The organism is Leucobacter muris, from assembly GCF_004028235.1.
Lineage (GTDB): Bacteria > Actinomycetota > Actinomycetes > Actinomycetales > Microbacteriaceae > Leucobacter > Leucobacter muris.
This window is the reverse complement of record NZ_CP035037.1, coordinates 3,078,824-3,102,643: the sequence shown is the minus strand read 5'-3', so window position 1 is coordinate 3,102,643 and position 23,820 is coordinate 3,078,824. Positions and strand designations below refer to the sequence as shown.

At 71.7% G+C, this 23,820-nt stretch carries 23 protein-coding genes; 16 read left to right on the top strand and 7 right to left on the bottom strand.

What is annotated here, in order from left to right:
- Positions 1–16: 16 nt before the first annotated feature.
- Together dcd and Leucomu_RS14505 are read right to left on the bottom strand one after the other, a co-directional pair.
- Positions 17–622, bottom strand: a complete 606-nt coding sequence (dcd, locus tag Leucomu_RS14510; protein WP_128387658.1) for a dCTP deaminase — start codon at positions 620–622, stop codon at positions 17–19.
- An 86-nt stretch (positions 623–708) separates the two neighbouring features.
- Positions 709–1,401, bottom strand: a complete 693-nt coding sequence (locus Leucomu_RS14505; RefSeq protein ID WP_128387657.1) for a TetR/AcrR family transcriptional regulator — start codon at positions 1,399–1,401, stop codon at positions 709–711.
- A gap of 131 nt (positions 1,402–1,532) precedes the next feature.
- Here Leucomu_RS14505 and Leucomu_RS14500 point away from each other — a divergent pair, with 131 nt between their 5' ends.
- Together Leucomu_RS14500 and Leucomu_RS14495 are read left to right on the top strand one after the other, a co-directional pair.
- Complete coding sequence (locus Leucomu_RS14500; RefSeq protein ID WP_128387656.1) at positions 1,533–4,388, top strand: MMPL family transporter; 2,856 nt, start codon at positions 1,533–1,535, stop codon at positions 4,386–4,388.
- 5 nt (positions 4,389–4,393) lie between these two features.
- Entirely contained in the window at positions 4,394–6,469 is a 2,076-nt protein-coding gene (locus tag Leucomu_RS14495; RefSeq protein WP_228407391.1) for a YhgE/Pip domain-containing protein, read from the top strand.
- A gap of 106 nt (positions 6,470–6,575) precedes the next feature.
- Here the strand turns inward: Leucomu_RS14495 and ykgO are convergent, their stop codons facing one another.
- The gene (ykgO, locus tag Leucomu_RS14490; protein ID WP_017883994.1) at positions 6,576–6,698 is read right to left on the bottom strand and encodes a type B 50S ribosomal protein L36; all 123 of its coding nucleotides are present in this window, start codon (positions 6,696–6,698) and stop codon (positions 6,576–6,578) included.
- A gap of 84 nt (positions 6,699–6,782) precedes the next feature.
- Here ykgO and Leucomu_RS14485 point away from each other — a divergent pair, with 84 nt between their 5' ends.
- From Leucomu_RS14485 to Leucomu_RS14440, 10 genes are all read left to right on the top strand, one after another.
- Complete coding sequence (locus tag Leucomu_RS14485) at positions 6,783–7,814, top strand: GTP-binding protein (RefSeq protein ID WP_128387654.1); 1,032 nt, start codon at positions 6,783–6,785, stop codon at positions 7,812–7,814.
- A gap of 66 nt (positions 7,815–7,880) precedes the next feature.
- Positions 7,881–8,843 (top strand): quinone oxidoreductase family protein, encoded by a 963-nt coding sequence (locus tag Leucomu_RS14480; RefSeq protein WP_407656661.1) that lies wholly within the window; start codon positions 7,881–7,883, stop codon positions 8,841–8,843.
- Positions 8,844–9,171: 328 nt separating this feature from the next.
- Positions 9,172–10,302: an ABC transporter substrate-binding protein gene (locus Leucomu_RS14475; protein WP_051066175.1), complete on the top strand. Its 1,131-nt coding sequence runs from the start codon at positions 9,172–9,174 to the stop codon at positions 10,300–10,302.
- Positions 10,302–11,129, top strand: a complete 828-nt coding sequence (locus Leucomu_RS14470; protein ID WP_128387652.1) for an ABC transporter permease — start codon at positions 10,302–10,304, stop codon at positions 11,127–11,129. Before Leucomu_RS14475 ends, Leucomu_RS14470 begins: the two co-directional genes overlap by 1 nt.
- The gene (locus tag Leucomu_RS14465; RefSeq protein ID WP_194294561.1) at positions 11,129–11,989 is read left to right on the top strand and encodes an ABC transporter permease; all 861 of its coding nucleotides are present in this window, start codon (positions 11,129–11,131) and stop codon (positions 11,987–11,989) included. The genes Leucomu_RS14470 and Leucomu_RS14465 overlap by 1 nt, the downstream gene beginning before the upstream one ends.
- Positions 11,986–12,771: an ABC transporter ATP-binding protein gene (locus tag Leucomu_RS14460; RefSeq protein WP_017883988.1), complete on the top strand. Its 786-nt coding sequence runs from the start codon at positions 11,986–11,988 to the stop codon at positions 12,769–12,771. Before Leucomu_RS14465 ends, Leucomu_RS14460 begins: the two co-directional genes overlap by 4 nt.
- Positions 12,768–13,112 (top strand): hypothetical protein, encoded by a 345-nt coding sequence (locus Leucomu_RS14455; protein WP_128387651.1) that lies wholly within the window; start codon positions 12,768–12,770, stop codon positions 13,110–13,112. Before Leucomu_RS14460 ends, Leucomu_RS14455 begins: the two co-directional genes overlap by 4 nt.
- Complete coding sequence (locus Leucomu_RS14450; RefSeq protein ID WP_128387650.1) at positions 13,109–13,768, top strand: bifunctional 4-hydroxy-2-oxoglutarate aldolase/2-dehydro-3-deoxy-phosphogluconate aldolase; 660 nt, start codon at positions 13,109–13,111, stop codon at positions 13,766–13,768. Before Leucomu_RS14455 ends, Leucomu_RS14450 begins: the two co-directional genes overlap by 4 nt.
- Before the next feature lie 19 nt (positions 13,769–13,787).
- Positions 13,788–14,441, top strand: a complete 654-nt coding sequence (locus tag Leucomu_RS14445; protein ID WP_017883985.1) for an RraA family protein — start codon at positions 13,788–13,790, stop codon at positions 14,439–14,441.
- 15 nt (positions 14,442–14,456) lie between these two features.
- Positions 14,457–15,413, top strand: coding sequence for a sugar kinase (locus Leucomu_RS14440; RefSeq protein ID WP_017883984.1), 957 nt, complete (start codon positions 14,457–14,459; stop codon positions 15,411–15,413).
- Between the two features lie 118 nt (positions 15,414–15,531).
- Here Leucomu_RS14440 and Leucomu_RS14435 read toward each other — a convergent pair whose 3' ends face one another.
- From Leucomu_RS14435 to Leucomu_RS14425, 3 genes are read right to left on the bottom strand one after another with little or no spacing between them, the layout of a single operon-like run.
- A complete protein-coding gene (locus tag Leucomu_RS14435; RefSeq protein WP_128387649.1) occupies positions 15,532–16,560 on the bottom strand; it encodes a LysR family transcriptional regulator in 1,029 nt (342 codons plus the stop codon).
- The gene (locus Leucomu_RS14430; RefSeq protein ID WP_031289996.1) at positions 16,557–17,606 is read right to left on the bottom strand and encodes a lipoate--protein ligase family protein; all 1,050 of its coding nucleotides are present in this window, start codon (positions 17,604–17,606) and stop codon (positions 16,557–16,559) included. The genes Leucomu_RS14435 and Leucomu_RS14430 overlap by 4 nt, the downstream gene beginning before the upstream one ends.
- Before the next feature lie 21 nt (positions 17,607–17,627).
- Positions 17,628–18,266, bottom strand: a complete 639-nt coding sequence (locus Leucomu_RS14425) for a TetR/AcrR family transcriptional regulator (protein WP_128387648.1) — start codon at positions 18,264–18,266, stop codon at positions 17,628–17,630.
- Between the two features lie 147 nt (positions 18,267–18,413).
- Between Leucomu_RS14425 and Leucomu_RS14420 the strand changes: the two genes are divergently transcribed.
- From Leucomu_RS14420 to Leucomu_RS15630, 4 genes are read left to right on the top strand one after another with little or no spacing between them, the layout of a single operon-like run.
- Positions 18,414–20,072, top strand: coding sequence for an amidohydrolase (locus tag Leucomu_RS14420; RefSeq protein ID WP_128387647.1), 1,659 nt, complete (start codon positions 18,414–18,416; stop codon positions 20,070–20,072).
- Positions 20,069–21,565 carry an APC family permease gene (locus Leucomu_RS14415; protein ID WP_128387646.1) on the top strand — a complete coding sequence of 499 codons (1,497 nt, stop codon included), beginning with the start codon at positions 20,069–20,071 and terminating at the stop codon, positions 21,563–21,565. Before Leucomu_RS14420 ends, Leucomu_RS14415 begins: the two co-directional genes overlap by 4 nt.
- On the top strand, positions 21,565–22,398 hold the full coding sequence (locus Leucomu_RS14410) for an aminopeptidase P family N-terminal domain-containing protein (protein ID WP_128387645.1): 834 nt from the start codon (positions 21,565–21,567) through the stop codon (positions 22,396–22,398). Before Leucomu_RS14415 ends, Leucomu_RS14410 begins: the two co-directional genes overlap by 1 nt.
- Positions 22,296–22,748 (top strand): M24 family metallopeptidase, encoded by a 453-nt coding sequence (locus Leucomu_RS15630; RefSeq protein WP_228407390.1) that lies wholly within the window; start codon positions 22,296–22,298, stop codon positions 22,746–22,748. Before Leucomu_RS14410 ends, Leucomu_RS15630 begins: the two co-directional genes overlap by 103 nt.
- A 52-nt stretch (positions 22,749–22,800) precedes the next feature.
- Here Leucomu_RS15630 and Leucomu_RS14400 read toward each other — a convergent pair whose 3' ends face one another.
- Complete coding sequence (locus tag Leucomu_RS14400) at positions 22,801–23,670, bottom strand: alpha/beta hydrolase (protein WP_164884581.1); 870 nt, start codon at positions 23,668–23,670, stop codon at positions 22,801–22,803.
- Positions 23,671–23,820 lie beyond the last annotated feature (150 nt).

Sequence of the window (23,820 nt, the reverse complement as noted above, 5' to 3'; positions counted from 1 at the left end):
GATGCGGGTCGGCGGGCTACTCGCCCGGGGCGCCCTCGGCGGTGACCGTCACGTCGGCGCGGTGGAAGTTGAGGTGCGAGCGCGAGGCGGTGGGCCCACGCTGGCCCAGGTAGCGGGAGAACGTGGCGCCGGCGCCGTAGGGTCGGTCGGCGGGCGACGAGAGCCTGAAGAAGCAGAGCTGCCCGATCTTCATGCCCGGCCAGAGCCGGATCGGCAGCGTGGCCACGTTCGAGAGCTCGAGGGTGACGTGCCCCTCGAAGCCGGGGTCGATGAAGCCCGCCGTCGAGTGCGTGAGCAGACCGAGGCGGCCGAGCGAGCTCTTGCCCTCGAGGCGCGCCGCGATGTCGTCGGGCAGCGAAACCTTCTCGAAGGTCGAGCCGAGCACGAACTCGCCCGGGTGCAGGATGAAGCCCTCGGCGGGATCGACCTCGATGAGCCGGGTGAGTTCGGGCTGTTCGGCGGCGGGATCGATGACCGCGTACTTGTGGTTGTCGAAGAGCCGGAAGTAGCGGTCGAGGCGCACGTCGACGCTCGACGGCTGCACCATCGACGCCTCGCTCGGGGTGAGGCCGATGCGCCCGGACTCGAGTTCGGCGTTGATGTCGTGATCGGAGAGCAGCACGAGTCGATTCTATGCGGCGTTCGCATCGGCCGTCGAAGCGTCCGTCGAGGCGGTGGCGAGGCGCGAGAAGCGGGGGCGCAGTCCGGTCACTCGCCCTGCGCCTCCTCGGTGATCACGAAGAGCAGCTCCGTGATCCGGTCCCCGAGCTCCTCCGACCCCTCCGAGGCGGCGCCTCCGGAGATCGCCGCGAGCCGGGCCGCGCGGTCGTAGAGGCCGTCGAAGACGGCGAGCGCTCGTTCGACCGGCAGGACGAAGCGGCGGCCGGCCGCGTCGACGAGCTTCTCGACGACCTCGGCGAGATCGCCCTTCAGCGCGTCGAGGAAGCCCGCGAAACCGGGCGGCGCGAGCTCGGGATCCCGCATCGCGAGCAGCATGAACTCCGTTTCGAGCGCGAACCACGCCGACTCGGCGTCGACGGGCGCCAGGAACTCCTGCACGTAGCCGGCCACCTCAGCGGGCCGCAGAGGTTCGCTGCAGCTCTGCAGGTCGGGGATCAGCTCCTCGGCCCGACGGGTGAGCTGCGCCGCGCGCAGCTCGTACTGGTGCTGCAGCGTCGCGAGGAACAGCTCCTCCTTGCTCGAGAAGTTCGAGTAGAAGGCGCCGCGGCTGAAACCGGCGCGGCTGCACACCTGTTCGACGGTGGCGCCCTGCAGGCCCTCCTCGGTGAACACCTCGGCGGCCGCGTCGAGCAGCCGGTTGCGGGTCTCCCGGCGCCGCGCGCTGGGGGCCGGATCCGCTGCGGCGCCGATCGCTGAGGAGTCGGCTTCGGCGGGGAACATGCCTGCCATTGTCTCACGCTCCCGCGAAGCTGAGAACTCGCGGATACACGCGTGTATCGTCCCCGATACACTGGTGTATCGAGTCGATGCACGCGTGCATCGGAGCCCGCCCCCGCCACCGAAAGGCACGCATGTCCACGCTGCTCTACGCCCTGGGCCGCTGGGCGACCCGCGCCCGCGTTCTCGTGCTCGCTCTCTGGATCGCCCTGCTGGCCCTGCTGGGCGCCGGCGCCGCGCTCTTCGGTCAGGGCGCCAACGCGCCCATCACCATTCCCGGCACCGAGTCGCAGCAGGCCATCACCGAACTCGGGCGCACGTTCCCCGAGGTGAGCGGCACGAGCGCCACCATCATCGTGGTCGCCGCAGACGGCCAGCGGGCCGACGACCCCTCCTACGAGCGCATCATCGACGACGCCGCGAGCGAGCTCGAGGGCGTGGACGCGGTCACCGCGGTGCAGACCCCCTTCAGCGAGCAGGCGAGCGGCGGCCTCGCCGACGACGGCAGCGCCGCGCTCATCACGGTGCAGCTCGAAGGCGAGGTCAGCAGCGTCTCCGACGCCACCGTCGAGGGCATCGAGCAGGTCACCGAGCAGATCCGGGATCGCCTGCCGACCGGCGCCGAGGCCTCCTACGGCGGCGAGGCCTTCTCCGCCGCGGTGCCCGGCATCAGCCCCACGGAGGCGGTGGGCGTGGTGATCGCGTTCATCGTGCTGATCCTCACCCTCGGCTCGCTCATCGCGGCCGGCATGCCGCTGCTCATCGCGATCCTCGGCGTGGGCGTCTCGATCGCGGGCATGTTCCTCGTCACGGCCTTCGCCGACCTCACCTCGACCACCCCCATGCTCGCCCTCATGCTCGGCCTCGCCGTGGGCATCGACTACACGCTCTTCATCGTGAGCCGGCACCAGGAGCAGCTGCGGGCCGGGGCCGAGGTCGAGGAGTCGATCGCGCGCGCCACGGCGACCAGCGGATCGGCGGTCGTGTTCGCGGGACTCACCGTGATCATCGCGCTCGTGGGCCTCTCGGTCGCCGGCATCCCCTTCCTGACCGCGCTCGGCGTGGCCGCGGCCGCCGCCGTCGCGGTCGCGGTGCTCATCTCGGTGACCCTCACCCCGGCGATCATGTCGATGGCGGGCATGCGCATCCTGCCGAAGAAGCATCGGCGAGCGCTCGCCGCGCCGCCCTCCGAGCCCGGCGAGCCGTCGGCCCCCGAGCGCGCCGAAGGGGCGACCGCGTCCCCCTCGACGGGCTCGGGGAATGCAGCAGCCCACGCCCCCTCGCGGGCCGACCGCTTCTTCGCCGGCTGGGTGCGCGCCGTCACCCGGCGGCCGGTGCTCACGATCGTCGCCGTGCTCGTCGCCCTCGGCCTCGCCGCGGTCCCCGCGCTCGACCTGCGCCTCGCCCTGCCGAACGCGACCTCGCTTCCCGCCGACGATCCGGCGCGCGTCACCTACGAGCTCACGGGCGAGCACTTCGGCGAGGGGCACAACGGCCCCCTGCTGCTCACCGGCTCGATCATCACGAGCGAGGATCCGCTCGGCCTCATGGAGGATCTCGCCGACGAGGTGCGCCAGGTGCCCGGCGTGGCCGATGTGCCTCTCGCCACCCCCAACATGGGCGCCGACACGGGCATCATCCAGGTCGTGCCCGAGGAGGGGCCCCACGCCGAGAGCACCACCGAGCTCGTGCACACCCTGCGCGAGCACCACGACGAGTGGTTGCAGCAGTACGGGGTCAGCCTCGCCGTCACGGGCTTCACCGCCGTCGGCATCGACGTCTCCGAGATGCTCATGCACGCGCTGCTGCCCTTCGGCATCCTCGTGGTCGGCCTCTCGCTGATCCTGCTCGCCATGGTCTTCCGCTCGGTCTGGGTGCCCGTCAAGGCCACCCTCGGCTACCTGCTGTCGGTGGGCGCCGCGTTCGGCGCGGTCGTCGCCGTGTTCCAGTGGGGATGGTTCGCCGAGCCGCTGCACGTGAGCGCCACCGGGCCGGTGCTGAGCTTCATGCCGATCATCCTCATGGGCGTGCTCTTCGGCCTCGCGATGGACTACGAGGTGTTCCTCGTGTCGCGCATCCGCGAGGAGTACGTGCACGGCGCGGGCGCGCACGACGCGATCCACCGCGGCTTCGTGGGCAGTGCGAAGGTGGTGACCGCCGCGGCGCTCATCATGTTCGCCGTCTTCGCGGCCTTCGTTCCCGAGGGCGACCCGTCGATCAAGGTGATCGCACTGGGCCTCGCGGTCGGCGTGTTCGTCGACGCCTTCGTGGTGCGCATGACCCTCGTTCCCGCCGTCATGGCGCTGCTCGGCGATCGCGCGTGGCGGATGCCGCGCTGGCTGTCGCGCGTGCTGCCCGCCTTCGACGTCGAGGGCGAGGGCCTCGCGCGCGAGATCGAGCACCGGCAGTGGCCGTCCGACATGCCGCACGCCGTAATCGCGGCCGACCGGCTCGCGCTGCGCGGCGGCCTGCGCCTGCCCGAGCTGCGCGTCTCGCCCGGCGAGACCCTGCTGCTCGACCCGCGCGATCCCCTCTCCCTGCCCCTCGCCGAGGTGCTCACCGGCCGCGGCTCCATCGTCACCGGAACCGTGAAGGTCGACGGGCTGCTGCTGCCCGAGCGGGCCTCTTCGCTGCGGGCGCGTTCGGCGTGGGCCGATCCCGAGTCGCTGCGCGACGCGCTGCGGGATCGCCCCTCGGTCGTGGTGCTCGACCTGCGCGCCGCGGGCGAGCGGCCGATGCCGCTCTCGCTCGTGGAGAGCGCGCACTCCGCGCTCGCGGCCGCGCAGATCGATGGGGTCCGCGGATCCGCCCCCGCCCCGACGGTGATCGCGCTCGGGTCGCGCGAGCTCGCCGAGCGACTGCTGCCCCGCGGCGCCGTGCTCGTCGCGCCTTCCCGCCCCGCCGCCGGGCGCCCCGAACACGCCCCCGCGCTCCCGGGGCTCCCCGATCACCCCCTCGCCCCCGCCGCGGGCGAGCAGAAAGGGCTGTGAACGACATGCGAAACGACACGCTTCCGCTCACCCCGCTGCGCGGCCGCAGGCCCGTGCACTGGACCACGCTGCTCGGCCTCGTGCTGGTGCCGCTCACCGTCGCCGGACTGCTGCTCTGGGGGCTCTGGAACCCCACCGATCGCCTCGACTCCGTCACGGCGGCCGTGGTGAACCACGACGAGCCCGTCGAGGTCGACGGCCAGACCGTGCCGCTCGGCCGCGTGCTGGCCGGCGAGCTGATCGGAGCCCCGTCCGCTTCGTCCTCCTCCCCTGGGGAGGGCTCCGACGATGAGCGCACCAACTTCACCTGGGTGCTCACCGACGAGGACGACGCCGAGCAGGGCCTCGACGACGGCCGCTACGCCACCGTCGTCACCATTCCCGAGAACTTCTCGGCCGCGGCCACCTCGCTCTCCAGCGGCCCCGACGACGCCGAGCAGGCGCACATCGACATCGCCGAGAGCGACCGCGGCCGGCTCATCGACACCGCCCTGAGCGGCATCGTCACCCAGACCGCCACGAGCGTGCTCAACCAGCAGCTCGGCTCCCAGTTCGTCGGCAGCGTGTTCGTCGGGATGAACGAGCTGCACAGCGGGCTCGGTGACGCGGCCGACGGCGCGCGGCAGCTGGCCGACGGCGGTGCGCAGCTCGCCGACGGCGCGGGCGCGCTCGCCGACGGCACCCGGCAGCTGTCGGACGGTACGCAGCAGCTCTCGGGTGGTGCGGGGGAGCTGGCGAACGGCGCGGGGGAGCTTGCTTCGGGTGTGAGCCAGTACGTCGGAGGGGCGTCGCAGCTCGCCGATGCCTACCGCCCGCTCGGGCAGGGCGCGGCCGGCGCCGCGACTCAGTTGAAGACCACCGTCGGCGCGCTCGCCCAGCTGCAGGCCGAGAGCGTCGCCCCGCAGGGCGAGGTGGCGAACGGGCTCGGCGCGGTCCGCGCGGCCATGGATGAGCAGGAGGGGCTGCCGGGCGATATCGCAACGCTCGTGGGTGAATGCTACGCCTCGGGTACCGACGCGTCCTTCTGCGAGTCTCTGCAGACGACTCTCGGCAAGCGCGCCGCGGATATCGGCGGTGGACTGCAGAGCGTGCAGTCGGGCATGAACGGCCTCGCGGCGGCCCAGGGCCGGCTCGAGGCGACCCTGGGTGCAGGCGCGGCGGCGGGCGGGGGAGATCCCGGCGCGCAGCTCGACCAGCTCATCGCGGGCCTCGATCAGTTCGGAGCGGGCCTCGATCAGTTCGCGGCGCAAGGCTCGCAGCTCGCGACGGGCGCCTCCGGCCTCGCCTCAGGCGCCTCGCAGCTCGCCACCGGCACCTCCGAGCTCGCGGCGGGCACGCCCGCGCTCGCCGAGGGCGCGTCGCAGCTCGCCTCCGGCGCCGAGCAGTCGGCGAACGGGGCGAGCGAGTTGGCCGGCGGGCTCGGCGACGCCGTGAGCGGCATCCCGAACTACACCGAGGCGCAGCGCGACAAGCTCGCCGAGACGGCGATCGCGCCCGTCGAGGCGCGTGGCGGCACCGACGAGCTGTTCAACGCCTCGGGCGTGCCGCTGTTCGCGGGCATCGCGTTGTGGGCGGGCGCGCTGGCGATGTTCCTGGTGCTCGCGCCGCTGTGGCGCCGCACCCGCGAGGCGGCGCGCGGCGTCGGCTGGATCACGCTGCGCAGCGCGGTGCCGGCGGTGGCGATGGGCGCCGTGCAGGGCGCGATGGCGGGCGTGGTGCTGCCGGTCGCGCTCGGCTACGATCTGGCGCGCGGCTCGGCCTTCTTTGGGCTGGCGCTGCTCGCGGGCGTCGCGTTCGCGCTCGTGGTGCAGGGGCTTTCGGCGCTGCTCGGAGGCTTCGGGAGGTTCGTCGCGTTCGCGCTGCTGGTGGTCGCCTTCGCGGTGGGCATCGTGTCGACCGTGCCGGGGCCGCTCGCCGCGGTGGGCGACGCGAGCCCGATCGGGGCGGCGCTCGGGGGGTTCCAGGCGGTGGCCACGGGCGCCTCGGGGGCGGGGATCGCGGCGGTCGTGCTCGTGCTCTGGGCGCTGGGCGGGCTCGTGCTCACCGCCCTCGCCGTGGCGCGGGTTCGGCGGCGGGCCTGATCTGCGGACCTCGGGCACCGGCACCGCTCCCTCTCACCGTCATCGGCGCTTCGCGGCGGTGGGCGCGGGGGGAGCGGGCCGATGCCGTTCTCGGCTCGGGCCGGCCTCAGCCCTGGCGGCCCTTGAATCTCGGGTTGAGCTTGTTGATCACGTAGACCCGGCCGCGCCTGCGCACGACCTGCGCGCCCGGCTGGTTCTTCAGCGACTTGAGTGATGAGCGCACCTTCACGGCGAACCTCCTTCTTGATGAGAATGATTATCATATAGCATGGTGTCGCACGGAGCCCGCACCCGCGGGACGCAGGGAGGAAACGTGGAACTCATCGACGTGTTCGCGGTGGTCGGATCGTGCGGGCCGGAGCGGGGGATCGCCGCCCGCTGCCTCGCCGAGGAGACCGGCTCGATGCTCGTGCCGGCGCCGCGCCTGGCCATGGCCCCCGATCCGGTGGACGAGGCCGCCGCGCTCGTGCCGTGGGCCTACCGGGAGCGCCGCGCGGTCGTCGAACCGCCGGCGTTCATCTCGATGACCGACCTCATCGGCACCTTCGTCGACGAGGATCGGAGCACCCGGCTCGTCGGCATCACCTGCGTGGTCGACGCGGGTCACATCATCGACGACCTGCGGCGGGACGACTACTTCGTGAGGCGCACGCCCGCGGGTGAGGAGGGCTGCTCGCGGGCGCTCATCGCCGCCGAGCAGATCGAGTTCGCGTCGACCGTGCTGCTCGTGAACTGGCAGCCGCTCTCGACCCCCAACCTCTCGGCCGTCATGGCGGTCGTCAGCCACCTGAGCCCGCACGCCGTGCTGCAGCTCGACCGCAGCGGCAGCGCCCGCCCTGTCGAGCCGACGGTCTACACCGCGGGGCAGGAGCGCCCCGGCTGGGTCGGGATCCTCAACGACGACTACCACCCGCACATCACCGATCCTCGAGTCTCGGCGTTCCGGTACGAGCAACTGCGCCTCATGCACCCCGAGCGGCTCTCGCATCTGCTCGACCAGCGCATCGCGCGGGGGGAGTTCGGCACCGTGCTGCGGTCGGCCGGGTTCTGCCGCCTCGCCTCCCGGCCGAACCTCACCGCGAACTGGGAGCACGTGGGGCAGATGTTCTCGTTGCACCCGCTGCAGGCCGACGGCGGCGACGTCGCGGGCGATGGCGAGCCCGGCGGCTCCGAGATGCTCGGCCTCGGGCAGGACATCGCGTTCATCGGGCTCGACCTCGACCGCGAGCGCCTCACCGCCGCTCTCGACGCGGCGGCGCTCACCGACGCCGAGTTCGCCGCCGGCCCGACCCTCTGGGCCTCGTTCGCCGACCCCTTCCCGGTTCCGCGCACCTCGATGCGCTGAGGCCGCGGGCCACCCGCCCGCGGGTGGTGCGGGCGTAGGGCGCGGGCGTAGGGTCGAACCATGACTATGCGCGCGATCGTTGCAGACCACGCCGGCGGCCCCGAGGTGCTCGAGATGCGCCGGGTCGCCGTGCCCGAGCCGGGGTCGGGCGAGCTGCTGGTCGAGACCGCCGCCGCGGGCGTCAACTTCATCGACACCTACCGGCGGTCGGGGGCCTACTCGGTGCCGTTCCCCTACACGCCGGGCACCGAGGCGAGCGGGCGCGTGGTCGCGGCGGGCGACGGGGTCGAGGGTTTCGCCGAGGGCGACCTCATCACCACGGCCGAGGGGCGCGACTGCTACGCCGACCGCTTCGCGGTCGAGGCCGATCGGGCGGTGCGGGTGCCCGACGGGGTCGCCGCCGACGCGGCCGCCGCGCTGCCCCTGCAGGGCATCACCGCCCACTACCTCGCGACCTCGGCCGCGCAGCCGCAGGCGGGCGAGGCCGTGCTCGTGCACGCGGGCGCGGGCGGTGTCGGCCTGCTGCTCACCCAGCTGCTCGTGCGGCGCGGGGTGCGGGTGATCACCACGGCCTCCACCCCCGAGAAGCGCGAGCTCAGCCGCGGCGCCGGCGCCGACGAGGTGCTCGACTACGGCGGCTTCGCCGACCGGGCGCGAGAGCTCACGGGCGGCGAGGGCGTCGCCGTGGTCTACGACGGCGTGGGGCGGAGCACGTTCGACGACTCCCTGCGCGCTCTGCGGGTGCGCGGCGAGCTCGTGCTCTTCGGCGCGGCGAGCGGCCCCGTGCCGCCGTTCGACCTGCAGAGGCTCAACGCCGGCGGATCCCTCTCGATCACGCGTCCCTCGATCGGGCACTTCCTGCGCACCCCCGAGGAGCGCGCCTGGCGCTACCGCGAGCTCTTCGGGGCCATCGCAGACGGCGGGCTCGACGTGCGCATCGGAGCGCGCTTCCCGCTGGCCGAGGCGGCCGAGGCGCACACCGCGCTCGAGTCGCGGGCCACCACCGGCAAGGTGATCCTCGAACCCTGATCCTCGGCGGGTCGGAGCGCCCGCGGCCCCGGTGCGTCCGCTCCCGCGGCGCTCGCTCCCGCCCGGGCGACGAGTGGTCCAGCCCCGTCCCGTCCCGATCCCGTGCCGAGTACGCCGGCGAGCTCGTTCGCGGCGTGCCGGAACGCCGTCAAACACGCCGCTGAACTGGGACTATTCGGAATCCGGATAGCGCTCATTGAGAAGATGCGCTCGTCGGATCGTCACCCGTCGAGCAGACTGCTACGAAGGCAGAGACCTCGGCCCCGAGCCTCCGAAGACGGAGCGCGGACGGGCACCCACAATGACGTGAGAGAAAGGAGGATCCGTGATGCGGCGCAGACTTGCCCGGCTCGGATCGGGGATTTTGGCGGCGGGCCTGGCGGCCTCGCTAATCGCTTGCAGCGGCGGCGGATCGCAGCAGGACGGCGACGGCGGCGCGGCCCAGTCGGAGGAGATCGAACTCAGCGCGGGCTGGGTGTCGGCGATCGACCAGATCGGCCTTCCGGCCGCCCTCGACCAGGGCTTCTTCGAAGACGAGGGGCTCGACGTCGCGGTCGCCGAGCCGTTCGCGAGCGGCGTCGACCAGCTCAACGCGCTCGAGACCGACCAGATCCAGTTCGCCCAGGTGGGCGCCCCGCTGATCGGCGCCGTGCTCAAGGGAGCCGACTACGTGATCGTCGGCAACTACACCGGCAGCGCGGCCCAGCTCGGCATCGACGAGACGATGGCGATCGTGGCGAAGTCGGACGCCGGCGTCTCGGGCGACGACTTGAGCTCGCTGCGGGGCAAGCGCCTCGGCGTGACCGTCGGATCGATCAACCACCTCTACCTGCTCGCCCTGCTCGAGGACAACGGCATGACGCCCGACGACGTCGAGATCGTGAACACGGCCGCCACCGACCTCGCGGTCGCGCTGCAGACCGACGGCATCGACGCGGCCGTGATCTGGGACCCGTGGCCGATGACGATCGAGCAGCAGGTCGAGGGCACCGAGACCGTGCTGCGCGGCGGCGGCTACATCGGCTTCATGGGCTACATCGTGGCGAAGCGCGACTTCGTCGAGCAGAACCCCGACGCGGTCGAGCGGTTCCTGCGCGCCCGCGCCGCCGCCGACCAGTGGATGCGCGAGAACCCCGACGACGCGGCCCAGACCGCGACCCGCTGGCTGTCGGGCATGGACGAGGGCATCGCCCAGGAGGCCATGGCCTTCAACATCAAGCAGCTCGACGGGCGCATCTCGGCCTGCAACTTCCAGGCCCTCAGCGACGCCGAGGACACCCTCTTCGCCCTCGGATCGATCGACGGCACCTTCGACGTGAACGAGGTGTTCGTGCCCGGGCCGATCAACACGATCGCCGACGAGTCGCCCGAGCTGTTCGAGGATCTCGCCGCGGTGCCCGACTCCGCACGGATCACCGACGGCTTCGTCTTCGACCCGGCCGCGGGGATGTGCGGTTGATGGCTCAGCTCGCCGCCGAGCCCGCAGTCGGGAGCCACCACGGCTTCCGACTGCGGGCGGGGCTCTCGAAGGCCGCCTGGTTCGCCAGCCCCTTCGTGCTGCTGATCGCGATCTGGCTGATCGCGATCCCGGTGCTCGACGTCTCGCCGCGGGTGTTCCCCTCGTTCGCCCAGGTGCTCGGCGCGCTGGGCGAGATGATCGGCGACGGCACGCTCTGGCTGCACATGGGGGTGAGCATCCTGCGCGTCATCGTCGGGGCGGGCCTCGCGGTGCTCGTCGGCATCCCGTTCGGGATCCTGATGGGCATGAACCGCGCCGTATCGGGCTTCTTCAGCCCGCTGCTGCGCTTCTCGGTCGCCCTCGCCGGCATCGCGTGGATCCCTCTCGCGACGCTCTGGCTCGGCTACGGCGACCCGGCCGTGATCTTCGTGGTCTTCAACGCCGTGTTCTTCGCGATCGTGTACAACACGATGCTCGGGGTGCAGCAGATCCCCACGAACCTGATCCGCGCCGCGCGCAGCCTCGGGGCGAGCCCGCTGCGCATGTTCTTCCAGATCTATCTGCCGGGCGCCGCCCCGGCGATCGCCACCGGCACCCGCATCGGCATGGGCTTCGCCTGGCGCAGGCTGATCGCGGCCGAGATCATCGCGACCGCGGCCGGCCTCGGCTACAGCCTCTTCCTGGCCAGGCAGTACTACGAGACCGACGTCATCATCCTCATGATGATCGTCATCGGGGTGCTCTGGCTGCTGATGGACCGACTGCTGCTCGCACCCCTCGAGCGGCGCACCGTCGAACGCTGGGGCGCACGAGCGGGGGTGGAGTGATGACCCGGGTCGAAGCGACCGACGTGGTCGTCGGCGGTGGCGGCGGAGCGAGCCTGCGGCTCGGCTGGGACGCGTTCTGGAGCCGCGCCCTGAAGGTGCCCGGCATCCGCGTGTGGGGTCCGTTCGCCGTCGTCTTCGCGGCCTGGTGGCTGCTCTCGGCGCTGCACGTCTTCCCGCCCGCGTTCTTCGCGAGCCCGGGGACGGTGCTCGCCGAGGGGTGGCGCATGATCGAGCGCGGCATCCTGCCGGTGTACGTCTCCGACTCGCTCGTGAGGCTCGCCGTGGGGGCCGCGTGGGGGCTCGGGATCGGGATCCCGCTGGGCTACCTGATCGGGATGAACCGGTGGGTGCGCAAGTTCAGCTGGCCGCTGCTCTCGTTCTTCCAGGCCATCGGCGACATCGCGTGGCTGCCGATCCTCATCATCTGGTTCGGCTTCAGCCTCACCTCGGTGACGATCGTGATCGTGTACACCGTGGTGTTCCCGCTGATCATCAGCATCGTGGCCGGGATCGACGCGATCCCGCAGAACCTGCGCCGCGCGTCTCGCTCCCTCGGCGCCGGCCGGGCCAGCGAGGTCGCCTACGTGGTGGTGCCGGCCGCGATGCCGGGCCTCGTGAGCGGCATCCGCACCGGCCTCGGCTACGGCTGGCGCGCGCTGATCGCCGCCGAGATCATCATCGGCACGAGCGGCCTCGGCTTCATGATGTTCGACGGTCGCCGTCAGGGCGACATCTCGCAGGTGTTCGTCGGCATGATCGTGCTCGGCGCCCTCTGGTACATGACAGACGCACTCATCCTCGCGCCGCTCGAGAAGGCGACGGTCGAGCGATGGGGAATGGTAGAGAAGGTGGGACGATGAGTCTGCTGCAGATCGAACACGTACAACAGACCTACGTCGATCAGTACAACGGTGAACGGGTCACCGCGATCGACGACGTGAACTTCACGATCCCCGAGGGGCAGTTCGTGTCGCTGATCGGACCCTCCGGGTGCGGCAAGACCACGATGCTCAACATCGTGGCCGGCTTCGTCAAGGCGACCGGTGGACGCGTGCTGCTCGCCGGCGAGCAGATCACGGGGCCCGGAGTCGACCGCGGGGTGGTGTTCCAGGACTTCGCGCTCTTCCCGTGGATGACGGTCGAGAAGAATGTCGCCTTCGGCCTCAAGATGCGCGGCATGCCGAAGTCGCAGCGCCTCGAAGAAGCGCGGCGCATGATCGGGCTCGTCGGCCTCGAGGGCTTCGAGCGCAAGTACCCGCACGAGCTCTCGGGAGGCATGCGGCAGCGCGCCGGCGTCGCGAGGGTGCTCGCGACCGAGCCGACGATGATGCTCATGGACGAGCCGTTCGCCTCGATCGACGCCCAGACGAGGCGCACGCTGCAGCAGGAGGTGCTGCGCATCTGGGAGACCCAGCGGCCCACCGTGCTCTTCGTCACCCACGACGTCGAGGAGGCGATCTTCATGGCCGACCGCGTCGTCGTGCTCTCGGGCAGGCCCTCCACCGTCGCGGCCGATCTCGACGTGACGCTGCCCCGCCCGCGGGTGTGGAAGGAGACGGCCCGCGACCCGGAGTTCCTGCGCATGCGCGGCAGGCTCATGACGATGCTCGGCGTCGAGGACGAGGAAGAGGCGGAACTGTGAAGCGCGCCTGGAAGGTGGTGCGGCACCCCACCGTCGCCACGATCCTGATCATCACCGTGCTGCTGCTCGGCTGGAACCTCGCGATGGCGGTCATCGCGCCCGCGAAGGTGAGCGGGGAGCTCTCGTCGGCCGTCGCGAGCGGCGACCCGAAGCTGCGCATCGCCGTCACGCTGAACTTCGAGCCCGAGCGCTTCCACACCCTCTACCTGCAGGACTACGGCAACGTCATGCAGGTCGACGGCGACACGGTGATGCTGCGCAGCGTCGCCCCGGCCGACGTCTCGCGGATCGCCCGCCTCTACTGGGTGAACTCGCTCGATCTGCAGGGGGGCGCATCGTGACCCCCGAGGAGCGGGTGCTGAGCACCCTGCAGCGCGTCCGCGACGAGCGGATCATCATGATCCTGCGCAGCGAGACCGCCGACGACGCGGAGCGCGCCGTCGAGGCCGCGATCGCGGGCGGGATCACCCTGATCGAGATCACCTACAGCGTGCCGGGCGCCGCCGAGCTCATCGCCCGACTGTCGCGACGGCACGGCGACGCCGTCTGCATCGGGGCGGGCACCGTGCTCGACGCCGCGCAGGTCGACGAGGCCGCCGACGCGGGAGCGCGATTCGCGGTGAGCCCCGCCACGGTCGACGAGGTCGTCGCTGCGTCGCTGCGGCGCGGCCTGCTGCCCCTGCCCGGCGTGATGACGCCCTCGGAGGCCCTGCGCGCCGTGCGGGCCGGCGCCCCCGCCGTGAAGCTCTTCCCCGCCCGCAGCTTCGGACCCGCGTTCGTGCGCGACCTGCTCGCGCCGCTGCCCGACCTCGTCATCGTGCCGAGCGGCGGCGTCGACGTGCAGCAGGTGGGCGAGTGGCTCGGCGCCGGCGCCGCCGCCGTCGGACTCGGCGGCAGGCTGTCGCCGAGCAGGGTCGCGCCCGGCGAGGAGCACGGCGTCACCGAACGCGCCGCCGCGGCGCTCGCCGCCGTGAACGACCACCCCAGACATGTTTGATGTGAGGAGACGAACCACCATGACCATCACCCCCGAGATCATCGCCGGCTACCGCGCGATCACCACCCCGTCCATCTCCGACGCCCTCAGCGTGCGCGGTCTGCACGGCTACGTGCACTCGCGCGTGCAGCGCCAGGCGGGCGGCAAGCTCGTCGGGCCCGCGGTCACCGTGAAGGAGGAGCCGTGGGACGGCGATCCGGTGCCGCCGACGCACGCGCTCGAGGCGATCGACGCCTCGCCTGCCGGGTCGGTCATCGTGATCGACAACGGCGGCGACGAGACGGTCGCGTGCTGGGGCGGGCTGATGGCCGCGGGCGCGACCGTCAACGGCCTCGAGGGGGCCGTGATCGACGGCGGCGTGCGCGACGTCGAAGAGATCAACCGGGACTTCGCGGGGCTCAACGTCTTCGCCGCGGCGCGCATCTCGGCCACCACGGTCGGCCGCTACCGCACGGTCTCGTCGGGCGAGCCGGTGACGATCGGCGGGGTCGAGGTGCGCCAGGGCGACCTGATGGTCGGCGACCTCGACGGCGTGGTCGTCGTGCCGCAGGAGATCGTCGCCGAGGTGCTCGAGGAGGCCCGCCTCATCGAGCAGCGCGAGCGCGAGCAGACGGCGCTCATCCTGAGCTCGGGCTCGCTCTCCGAGGGCCTCGCCAAGTACAACCTCGTCTGAAAGAGCACCACGACAATGCCTGACATCATCTCCATTGGCGAACCCCTCGTCGAGTTCAACGCCGAGTCCCTCGGCGGCCCCCGCGTGGGCTCGCTGTACAGCATCGGCTTCGGCGGCGACAGCTCGAACTTCGCGGTGGCCGTATCGCGGCTCGGCGGCAGCAGCGGCTACATGACGCGGGTGGGAGCCGACCACTTCGGAGCGCTGCTGCAGGATCTGTGGCACGAGGAGCGCGTCGACGCGAGCCGTGTGATCACCGACGAGCGGCACCCGACGGGCCTGTACTTCATCCTGCGGCACGGCGGCCGAAGCGAGTTCGTCTACCGCCGCGCCGACAGCGCCGCGTCCCACCTCGAGCCCTCCGACCTGCCCGAGGGCATGATCGAGGAGGCGAAGCTGCTGCACGTCACCGGCATCACCCAGGCGATCAGCCAGAGCGCCTGCGAGACCGTCTTCGCGGCGATCGAGCGGGCGCGCGCCGCGCAGGTGACCGTCAGCTACGACCCGAACATCCGGCCCGCCATCTGGCCGCTCCAGACCGCCCGCGCCATCGTGCGCTACACGATCCCGCAGTGCGATGTGGTGCTGCCGAACCTCGACGAGGGGCGGCTGCTCACGGGCTACGAGGATCCGCGGGCGATCACCCAGGAGCTGCTCGAGCTCGGCGCCCCGCTCGTCGTGCTGAAGCTCGGCTCGTCGGGTTCGGTCATCGCCACGCCCGACGACTACTACTCCGTGCCGGCGCGCCCGGTGCTCGCGAAGGATCCGACCGGGGCGGGCGACTGCTTCGACGCGGCGTTCGCCGTCGCGATCACCGAGGGCAAGGATCCGGTCGACGCCGCGATCTTCGCGACCGCCGCCGCCTCCCGCGTGGTGCAGGGCCTCGGCGCGGTCGCGCCGATCCCGACCCGCTCCGCGGTGCTCGAAGACGTGTCAGAGCTGCGCGCCGAGGTGCACCCGCGGGCCTCGTAGGCGCGTCTCGGAGATCGTTGCCGTTGCGAGCGCGCGCAGTAGGCGAGGATCTGCGAGGCGCGCCCTGGACCTCGGGGCGACCGGATCGGGAGGGGCGGCGCCGACGAGGCGCCGCCCCTCAGCCCGTGGGCTCCGCGTCCTCGAACGTGCGCGACTGCGTGGTGGTGAAGCCGCGGCGCTGGTACTGCGCGATCGCCTGCGGCACCGGGAACTGCGTGATGAGGTGCATGAGCGCCCGCGTGGCCGGCTGCATGGCGTGCGCGCTGTCCCAGAAGACGCCCACCTGGCGCCGGTTGCCCGACTCGAGGATCGGCACGACCGCGAGTCCCGCGGTGTCGGTCACGGACGCCGAGAGCAGATTGGTGAGGCCGATGCCGAGCCGCGCCCGGGTGAGGTTCACGAGCGTCTGCGGGTCGTTGCTGCGGTACGCGATGCTCGCGTGCACGCTCGCGGCGGTGAGCGCGCGCGACACCTCGTCGAGCGATTCGCCGCCCTCCTTCCGCGCGCCGCCGTAGGTGACGAGCGGCTCCTGCGCGATCTCCCTGAGCGAGAGGAACGTCGCCGCGGCCATCGGCGACTCCTCGGGCACGAGGGCCACGAGCGGTTCCTCCCAGAGGGTCTGATAGCGGATCGAGCTCTCGGCCGGCGGAGGGCTCAGGGGGCGCAGCGCGATGTCGGCCTCGCCCGAGCCGAGCGCCTCGACGAGCTCGGCCGGCGTGCCCTCGACGAGCGACACCGCGACCTGCGGGTGCTGCGTGCGGAACGTGGTGAGGAGGTCGGGCACGAAGGCGGCGCCCGCGCTCGGGAAGGTGCCGAGCTTGACGCGCCCGCGCAGCACGCCGAGCACGGCCTGCACCGACGAGCGCGCCGCGTCGACCTCGCGCAGCAGGGCGCGCGCATGCCCGAGGAAGGCGATCCCGGCCTCCGTGAGGCGCACCGGCCGCCCCTTCCGGTCGAAGAGCTCGGCGCCGAGGGAGCGTTCGAGGTCGCCGATGTGCGCGCTGATGCGGGGCTGGGAGCGGAAGGTGTGCGTCGCGGCGGCCGCGAAGCCGCCGTGGTCGACGACGGCGAGGAAGCTCGCGATCCACTCGATCTTCAGGTTGCCCTCGGCCGCCCCGCTCATGCCGCTCACCGCGCCGCCGGTCACGGCACGCGCCGCATCCAGGCCTCCGTGAGGAACTTCTGCTCGACCAGGCGCTCGGCGGCGTCCCACTCGCCCTCGGTGACCTCGCCGTCGGTGCCGCCGTGCCGCTGCTTGAACACCTCGACCATCTTGTCGATGACGGCCTCGCGCGTGAGGCCGGTCTGGCTGCGCAGCGGATCCACCCGCTTCTGCGCGCTCGTCGTGCCCTTGTCGGAGAGCTTCTCGCGCCCGATCCGCAGCACCTTCGTCATGACCTCGGGATCCATGTCGTAGGCCATGGTGACGTGGTGCAGCACCGCGCCCGATCCGAGTCGCTTCTGCGCCGCGCCCCCGATCTTGCCCTGGGGGCTCGTGATGTCGTTGAGCGGCTTGTAGTGCGCGTCGATGCCGAGCGCCTGCAGGGCCTCGAGCACCCACTCGTCGAGGTACGCGTACGAGTCGGCGAAGCTCATGCCGCGCACGAGCTCGCCCGGTACGTACAGGGCGTAGGTGATGCAGGCCTCGGGCGCCATGTACATCGCGCCGCCGCCCGAGATGCGGCGCACGATCTGGGCGCCGTGCGCCGCCGCCTGCTCCTCGTCGACCTCGTTCTTCACCGACTGGAAGCTGCCGATGAACACGGCTGGGGCGTTCCACTCCCAGATGCGCAGGGTCGGGCCGCGCAGGCCCTCGCCCACGGCCGCGGTGAGCACCTCGTCGAGCGCCGCGTTGAGCACGGGGGCAACCGGCGGCTCGTGCAGGATCTGCCAGTCGTAGTCGCGCCAGTGCGCGGCGCCCGTGACCGCGCGGCGGATCGCGACGCCCACCGAGTCGGGTGTGAAGCCGAGCAGGTGCACCTCGGAGGGGAGCGCGTCGCGGATCGCGGTCGCGAACTCCTCGATGGTGCTGGTGGGGCTCAAGCCCTCGACGGCGCCGTTGATCGCGTCGAGCGCGTCGTCGGGTTCGAGGAAGAAGTCGCCCGAGAGCGTGAAGCCGCTGATGCGCCCGTCGGCCACGTCGAAGTCGACGACCACCAGCTTGCCGCCGGGAACCTTGTACTCGCCGTGCATGCTCATGCTCACAGGTTACGCCTAGACGGGGCGCACGGCGACCCGTTCCAGTCGCCGGCGCAGGCCGTCGATCATCGTCTCGATGCCGAGTTCGAACGTGTGCTGCGCCCGGAGCACGTCGGCGCTCTCGCCGAGCAGCGAGCGCAGCAGCGGGTACTCCTCGCCGTCGGCGGGCTGCACCATCTGCACCGGGGCGACGAGATCGAGCACCGAGCCCATCACGAAGCTCTCCACGACGGTGAACACGGCGATGATCTCGTCTGGGGGCCAGCCGGCTTCGAGGAGCGCCGTCGCGATCACCTCGTACTGGCGCACGAGCTCGGGCGCCTGCACGGGATTCGTCGTCAGCAGGGGGATGGTCTCGGGGTGCTTCACGAACGCGTTCGCGTACGACCGAGCCCAGTCGGCGAGGGCTTCGTCCCAGGGGAGGCGCTCGAAGGAGCTGCAGTCGATCTCGGCGACGACGCGGGAGCGGACCCGCTCGATGATGTACTGCTTGTTCGGCACGTGGCTGTAGATGGTGGGCGCGCTGATGTGCAGCCGCTTCGCCAGCTTGGCGAGGGTGAACGACCCGGAGGGCTCGTCGTGGATGAGGGCGAGGGCGGCCTCCACGATGCGCTCCTCCGTGATGTGCTGCCGCACTGCGCGGGGGCCCGTCATCTTCGCTCGCTCTCTCTCGATTCCGTGCCCCCACGCTAGCACTTCCGGGAGGGCTCGGCGCCGCTTCTCCTAATGATATTTGGAAAACCTAATGCCATTAGGTAGCATGATCTCGAATTCCGACGAAGACGAAGAGGACGGAGTGCGATGCCGCATTCGAGACACCTGCTGACCGGGGGCCGTCTCTGGGTCGGAGACGGCTTCGAAACGGGGAGCCTGCTGCTGCGGAACGGGCGGATCGAGCAGATCCTCGCCCCCGACGCGCCCCTTCCCGATCCGGCGCCCGAGAGCGTCGTCGACCTCGCGGGCGCCGCAGTGCTGCCCGGGTTCGTCGACGCGCACGCGCACCCCCTGATCGCCGGGCGCGAGCTGCGGGGAGCCCCCGTCCGAGAGGCCCGCAGCCGCGAGGACGCGGTACGCATCGTGCGCGACTACGCCTCCGCGAACCCGCACCTGCCCTGGATCGTGGGCGAGGGCTTCGACCTCAGCATCGACCCCCGGGGCGTCTACTTCGCCGAGGACCTCGACCGCGCGGTGCCCGATCGGCCCGTCGCGCTCAGGTCGAGCGACATCCACACGATGTGGGCGAACACCGCAGCCCTCGAAGCCGCGGGCATCACGCGCACCACCCCGGACCCGACGGACGGTGTGATCGAGCGCGACCGCGACGGCCACCCGTCGGGCACCCTTCGCGAGTGGGGCGCGTTCATGCCCCTGCTCCGGGCGATCCCCCGGGAGCCGGAGGCGGAGACCGCCGAAGCGCTCCTCCGCGGACTCGCAGCGCTGAGCGCGGAGGGCGTGACCACCGTGCAGGACGCCTGGGTCGAGCTCGAAGACCTCGACGCGTACCTGCGCGCCGCGCGGCGCGGCCTGCCGGTGCGCTTGAACCTCGCCTTCCGCGCCGTTCCCGGCGGCTGGCGGCAGCAGGTGCGCGACTTCGCCCTCGCCGCGGAGCGGGTCGCCGCTCTCGAGCTCCCCGATTTCACCGCCCGCACGGTCAAGTTCTTCGCCGACGGGATCGTCGAGGGCGGCACCGCCCACGTCAGCGAGCCCTACCACGGCAGCTCCTGCTGCGGGGTGCCGGCCTGGGACCCGGAAGAGCTCGCGGCGGCGGCCGAAGCCTTCGACGCGGCCGGCTTCCAGCTGCACATCCACGCCATCGGCGACGCCGGCATGACGAGCGCGATTGACGCCGTGCAGCGCGCCTCGGAGCGCAACGGGGCCCGGGACCGGCGACCGGTGATCGCGCACGCGCAACTCGTCGCGCGCGAAGACCTCGCGCGTCTGGTGGCACTCGACATCACCGTCGCCGTCCAGCCGTACTGGGCGAAACTCGACGGCGTCGTGCGGCACCTGACGAACGGGCGGCTGCGCGGCCCCCGCGAGCACCGGCAGTACCCCTTCAGAACGATGCGCGACGCGGGGGTGCGGCTCGCCTCGTCGAGCGACTACCCCATCACGACGCCCAGCCCGCTCAAGGCGATCGGCGTCGCGATCAGCCGTGACGAGCTCGGCGAGCTCTCGCGGTCGTGGATCCCCGAGGAGCGCCTGGATCTCGTCTCCGCCGTCGAGGCCGCGACCAGCGCCGCCGCCTACACCCAGTTCGCCGACGACGGGCTCGGCCGCCTCGCGGTCGGGGCGCCGGCCGACTTCGTCGTGGTGCCGGGCCTCTCCGAGCTCCCCCTTCCAGCCGAACTGCTCGGCGCCCGGGTCACCGCCACCTGGCGCAACGGCGCGCCGATCAGCCCCACCACAGACACCGCCAACCGACCACTGAACGAATCGCTCGAAGGAGAGTCATCATGACCGCAGCAGCCCCGGTGCACCCCACCGCCTCGCCACCGCCCGAGACGGGCACCATGAAGCGCGAGTTCACCCTCTGGTCGGCGTTCTCGCTGGCCTTCGTGTTCGTCTTGCCGATTGTCGCCATGTACGGCATTTTCGGGCTCGGCCTCGCCACCGTGGGCCCCGCGTTCTGGTGGGGCTGGGTCGTGACGCTGCTCGGCCAGCTCACGGTCGCCATCGCGCTGGGCGTCCTCGCCTCGCGCTGGCCGCTCGCCGGTGGCGTCTACCAGTGGTCGCGACGACTCGTCGGCCCGCGCTACGGCTGGTTCGCGGGCTGGGCGTACACCTGGGCGCTGCTCATCGCCCTGAGCTCGGTGTCGTACTCGGGCGCCGTGTTCGTCGCGCTGCTCTTCGGCCTCGACGCGACCTCTCCTCCGGTGCTCGTCGGCCTGGCCGTCGCGCTCCTCGTCGTCACGACCGGCGTGAACGTCGCCGGCCGCCGCGTCGTCAAGCTGGTCGCGACCGCCTGCATCGCCGCCGAGATCGTCGGATCCCTCGGCGTGGCGGTGTACCTGCTCGTCTTCGGTCGCGAGCAGGATCCGTCGTTCCTCGCCGAGGGCCTGCAGGCGGCGCCCGGCACCCCGCTCATGATGACCCCGTTCGTCTTCCTCGTCGCGATCGCCGGATGGTCGTTCCTGGGCTTCGAGAGCGCCAGCAGCATCGCCGAGGAGGTGAAGAACCCGAAGCACGCGGTACCGCGCGCGATCGTGTTCTCGCTGCTCGGGGTCGGCACGGTCATCCTCTTCACGAGCTTCGCGATCATCCTCGCGATCCCCGACCTCCCCGAGATCCTCGCGGCATCGGAGGGCGACCCCGTGATCGCGATCCTCGCGCATCACTTCCCGCCCGTCGTCGTGGACGCGATCCTCGCCATGTTCGTCATCGCCTTCCTGGCGAGCCTCGTCGGGATCCAGGCCGCGGTGTCCCGCCTCGTCTGGGCGAACGCCCGGGAGAACGAGCTGCCGGCGGCGGCCTGGCTGAAGCGGCTGCGGGGCGAGGGCGGGCTGCCGACCAACGCCATCCTGCTCACCGGCGCCGTCTCCGTCGTCGCGCTGCTCGTGCTGCAGAACCCCTACGCGAACACGCTGCTCGTCGCCTTCACGACGGTCGGCTTCTACGCCGCGTTCTCGTTCCCCGTGCTCGGTCTCGCCATCGCCCGGTTCCGCGGCACGTGGCAGCCGGGCGAGCGGCTCTTCATGGGGCGCTTCGGCACCGCGATGTCGTGGGTGGCGCTCTTCTGGCTCGCCCTCGAGATCACGAACGTGCTCTGGCCCCGGGAGTCGGCCGATCTCTGGTTGATCAACGCCGCCCCGCTCATCGCCTCCGCCGCCGTCGCCGTCGCGGGCGCGGTGGTGTACCGTCTGTCACCGGTCGGGCGCGGGCTCGTCGAGTCGTCGATCGCGCTCGACGCGCGCACCAGCGCCGCGCCGGTCATCGAGAAAGAAGGAAACTGATGAACGCTCTGTACCGCTGGCCCGAGTACGACGCCGTCGAACTCCACAGAGCCCGATTCGCGCGCGTGCAGCAGGTCATGCGCGAGGACGGCCTCGACGCGCTGCTGCTCGTGGGCCCCGACCACATCCGCTACGCGACCGACTTCCGCGCGCACCTCACCAACGAGTCGGAGTGGTTCGCGGCGCTCGTTCACCGGGAGGGGAACGCCGAACTCTTCCTGCCGTACATCGACGAGACCATCGAGGCGCCGTATCCCGCCATGCCGTGGATCTCGAGGGTGCACCCCGTGGCGTCGTGGTCGGCGGCCACGGCGAACCCGCGCACCTGGGTGCGCGCGGTGGCCGCGCGGCTCTCGGCTTCCGGCACCCGCTCGAGGATCGGGATCGACGCCGTCGACCAGTCGCTCCTCGCCGGCCTGCGCGAAGAGGCCCCGTCCGTCGAGTTCGTGCCGGCGGCCCTCCGGCTGCACCGCATCCGGCGCCAGAAGCATCCGATCGAGCTGACGCTGCTCGACGCCGTGTCGCGCGTGAACGCCGGTGCGATGGAGGCGGCGCTGGGCGCGGCCCGCGTGGGCGGCACGGATCACGAGGTGCTCGCCGCCGCGATGGCCTACCAGCAGGCGGCCGGGGTCGAGTTCGTCACCACTCGGTCTGCAACCTGCGCAACGGCAGCGGCGACTGGTTCGCCGCGGGCCGCCGCTTCTCGGCGGGCGATCCGTTCTTCTTCGACATCGGGTGCTACGGTCCCGGCGGCTACGCGTCGGACGCGGGGCGCACCGGGTTCGTCGGGGAGCCCAGGGACGAGCACCTGGCCGCCTACGAGCACCTGCTGACGGCCTATCACATCGCGCAGGAGCTCGCCGTTCCCGGGGCGAGGGCCTCGACCCTGCTCGCGGCGGCCAACGAGTACCTCGAGGCGCAGGGGCTCGGTCGCACGCCCTACGCGATCGGGCACGGCGTCGGCCTGAGGATCTGCGAACTGCCGACGCTCTTCTCGCCGGGTCTGATGGACGACGATGTCGCACTCGTCGAGGGCGAGGTGATCGCCCTCGAGCCCGAGACCACCGTCGTGGTGGACGGCGTCGAGACGGTGCTCAAGATCGAGGACAACTTCGTCGTCGAGTCGCACGGCCTCCGCAGGCTCACCGTGGCCCCCGACGCGAGCGAGTTCGTCTCGGCGTGACGCCGCGGTGCGGTGCGGCCGGGGTTCGCACCGCACCGCTCGGCGGCGCCGGTCAGTCGTTGCCCGCTCGATCCACCACCCAGGTGATGAGATCCGAGTAGACCTCGTCGCGGTTGGTCTCGTTGAGCGTCTCGTGCCTCGCGTCGGGGTAGATCTTCACGGTGACGTCGCGCACTCCCCGCCTGCGGTAGGCGTCGGCGAGCTGCCGCAGGCCGTCGCCGCGGGTGAGGGGATCCTCGGCGCCAGACACGATCAGGATCGGCAGATCGCTCGGGATCCCCGGCCCCGGCTTGCCGAACAGGCGCAGCGAGTCGGCCACGCCGAACAGCTTCGCGATGTCGGCGCCGAAGCAGAGCTCGTCGGCGATGAAGGTCCGAGCGGTCTCCGCGTCGCGGCTGAGCCACTCGAAGCCGTTGGCGCCCTCGGTCTTCCACTTCGCGTTGAGGTCGCCGCTCTCCATGTGCTTGAAGGTGCGGAACGCCGAGCCCGAGAGCACGAGCGCGTCCCACGCGCGCGGGTGCTCGTTGAGGATGCGCTGCGCCATGAGCGAGCCCCACGAGTGCGCGAACATCACGACCGGCAGCCCCGGGTGCAGCTCGCGGGCGATGCCCGTGAGCTGCAGGATCGCGGCCTCCGCCGCCCGCAGGCCGCCCGGACCGAGGCGGCCGAGCTTCGACAGGTCGCCCTCATGCTGCCGGCGACCCGTCTCACCGTGCCCGCGGTGGTCGTCGGCGTACACCGTGAAGCCCGCGCCCGTGAGGGCGCGGGCGAACACGTCGTAGCGCTTGGCGTGCTCGCCGACGCCGTGGGCGATCTGCACCACGCCGACGGGCTCCTCGGCGGCCCACTCGTACGCCGCGATCTCGATGCCGTGCGCGTCGGTGTAGCTGAACTCGGTGTACCCGCTTGCTTCGGTGGTCATGCCCTCATTCTGGTGGGCGCGGCTGAGCGGCGCCAGGGCGGGTGTGGGGTGTGTGTGGTGGCAGCGGTGTCGCCGCCATAGATATGGGATCTGCCGTCGCTATGCCGATCCGGGGCGGATCGGGCATAGGGACGGCAGATCCCATATCGA

Excerpts from the sequence above, each read along its gene's own strand:
- Leucomu_RS14460 (WP_017883988.1), top strand. The coding sequence starts at position 11,986 with ATGAGTCTGCTGCAGATCGAACACGTACAACAGACCTACGTCGATCAG.
- Leucomu_RS14440 (WP_017883984.1), top strand. The coding sequence starts at position 14,457 with ATGCCTGACATCATCTCCATTGGCGAACCCCTCGTCGAGTTCAACGCC.
- Leucomu_RS14475 (WP_051066175.1), top strand. The coding sequence starts at position 9,172 with ATGCGGCGCAGACTTGCCCGGCTCGGATCGGGGATTTTGGCGGCGGGC.
- Leucomu_RS14500 (WP_128387656.1), top strand. The coding sequence starts at position 1,533 with ATGTCCACGCTGCTCTACGCCCTGGGCCGCTGGGCGACCCGCGCCCGC.
- Leucomu_RS14410 (WP_128387645.1), top strand. The coding sequence starts at position 21,565 with ATGAACGCTCTGTACCGCTGGCCCGAGTACGACGCCGTCGAACTCCAC.
- Leucomu_RS14495 (WP_228407391.1), top strand. The coding sequence starts at position 4,394 with ATGCGAAACGACACGCTTCCGCTCACCCCGCTGCGCGGCCGCAGGCCC.
- Leucomu_RS14470 (WP_128387652.1), top strand. The coding sequence starts at position 10,302 with ATGGCTCAGCTCGCCGCCGAGCCCGCAGTCGGGAGCCACCACGGCTTC.
- Leucomu_RS14445 (WP_017883985.1), top strand. The coding sequence starts at position 13,788 with ATGACCATCACCCCCGAGATCATCGCCGGCTACCGCGCGATCACCACC.
- Leucomu_RS14400 (WP_164884581.1), bottom strand. The coding sequence starts at position 23,670 with ATGACCACCGAAGCAAGCGGGTACACCGAGTTCAGCTACACCGACGCG.
- Leucomu_RS14465 (WP_194294561.1), top strand. The coding sequence starts at position 11,129 with ATGACCCGGGTCGAAGCGACCGACGTGGTCGTCGGCGGTGGCGGCGGA.
- Leucomu_RS14420 (WP_128387647.1), top strand. The coding sequence starts at position 18,414 with ATGCCGCATTCGAGACACCTGCTGACCGGGGGCCGTCTCTGGGTCGGA.
- Leucomu_RS14415 (WP_128387646.1), top strand. The coding sequence starts at position 20,069 with ATGACCGCAGCAGCCCCGGTGCACCCCACCGCCTCGCCACCGCCCGAG.
- Leucomu_RS14425 (WP_128387648.1), bottom strand. The coding sequence starts at position 18,266 with ATGACGGGCCCCCGCGCAGTGCGGCAGCACATCACGGAGGAGCGCATC.
- Leucomu_RS14505 (WP_128387657.1), bottom strand. The coding sequence starts at position 1,401 with ATGTTCCCCGCCGAAGCCGACTCCTCAGCGATCGGCGCCGCAGCGGAT.
- Leucomu_RS14430 (WP_031289996.1), bottom strand. The coding sequence starts at position 17,606 with ATGCACGGCGAGTACAAGGTTCCCGGCGGCAAGCTGGTGGTCGTCGAC.
- Leucomu_RS14480 (WP_407656661.1), top strand. The coding sequence starts at position 7,881 with ATGCGCGCGATCGTTGCAGACCACGCCGGCGGCCCCGAGGTGCTCGAG.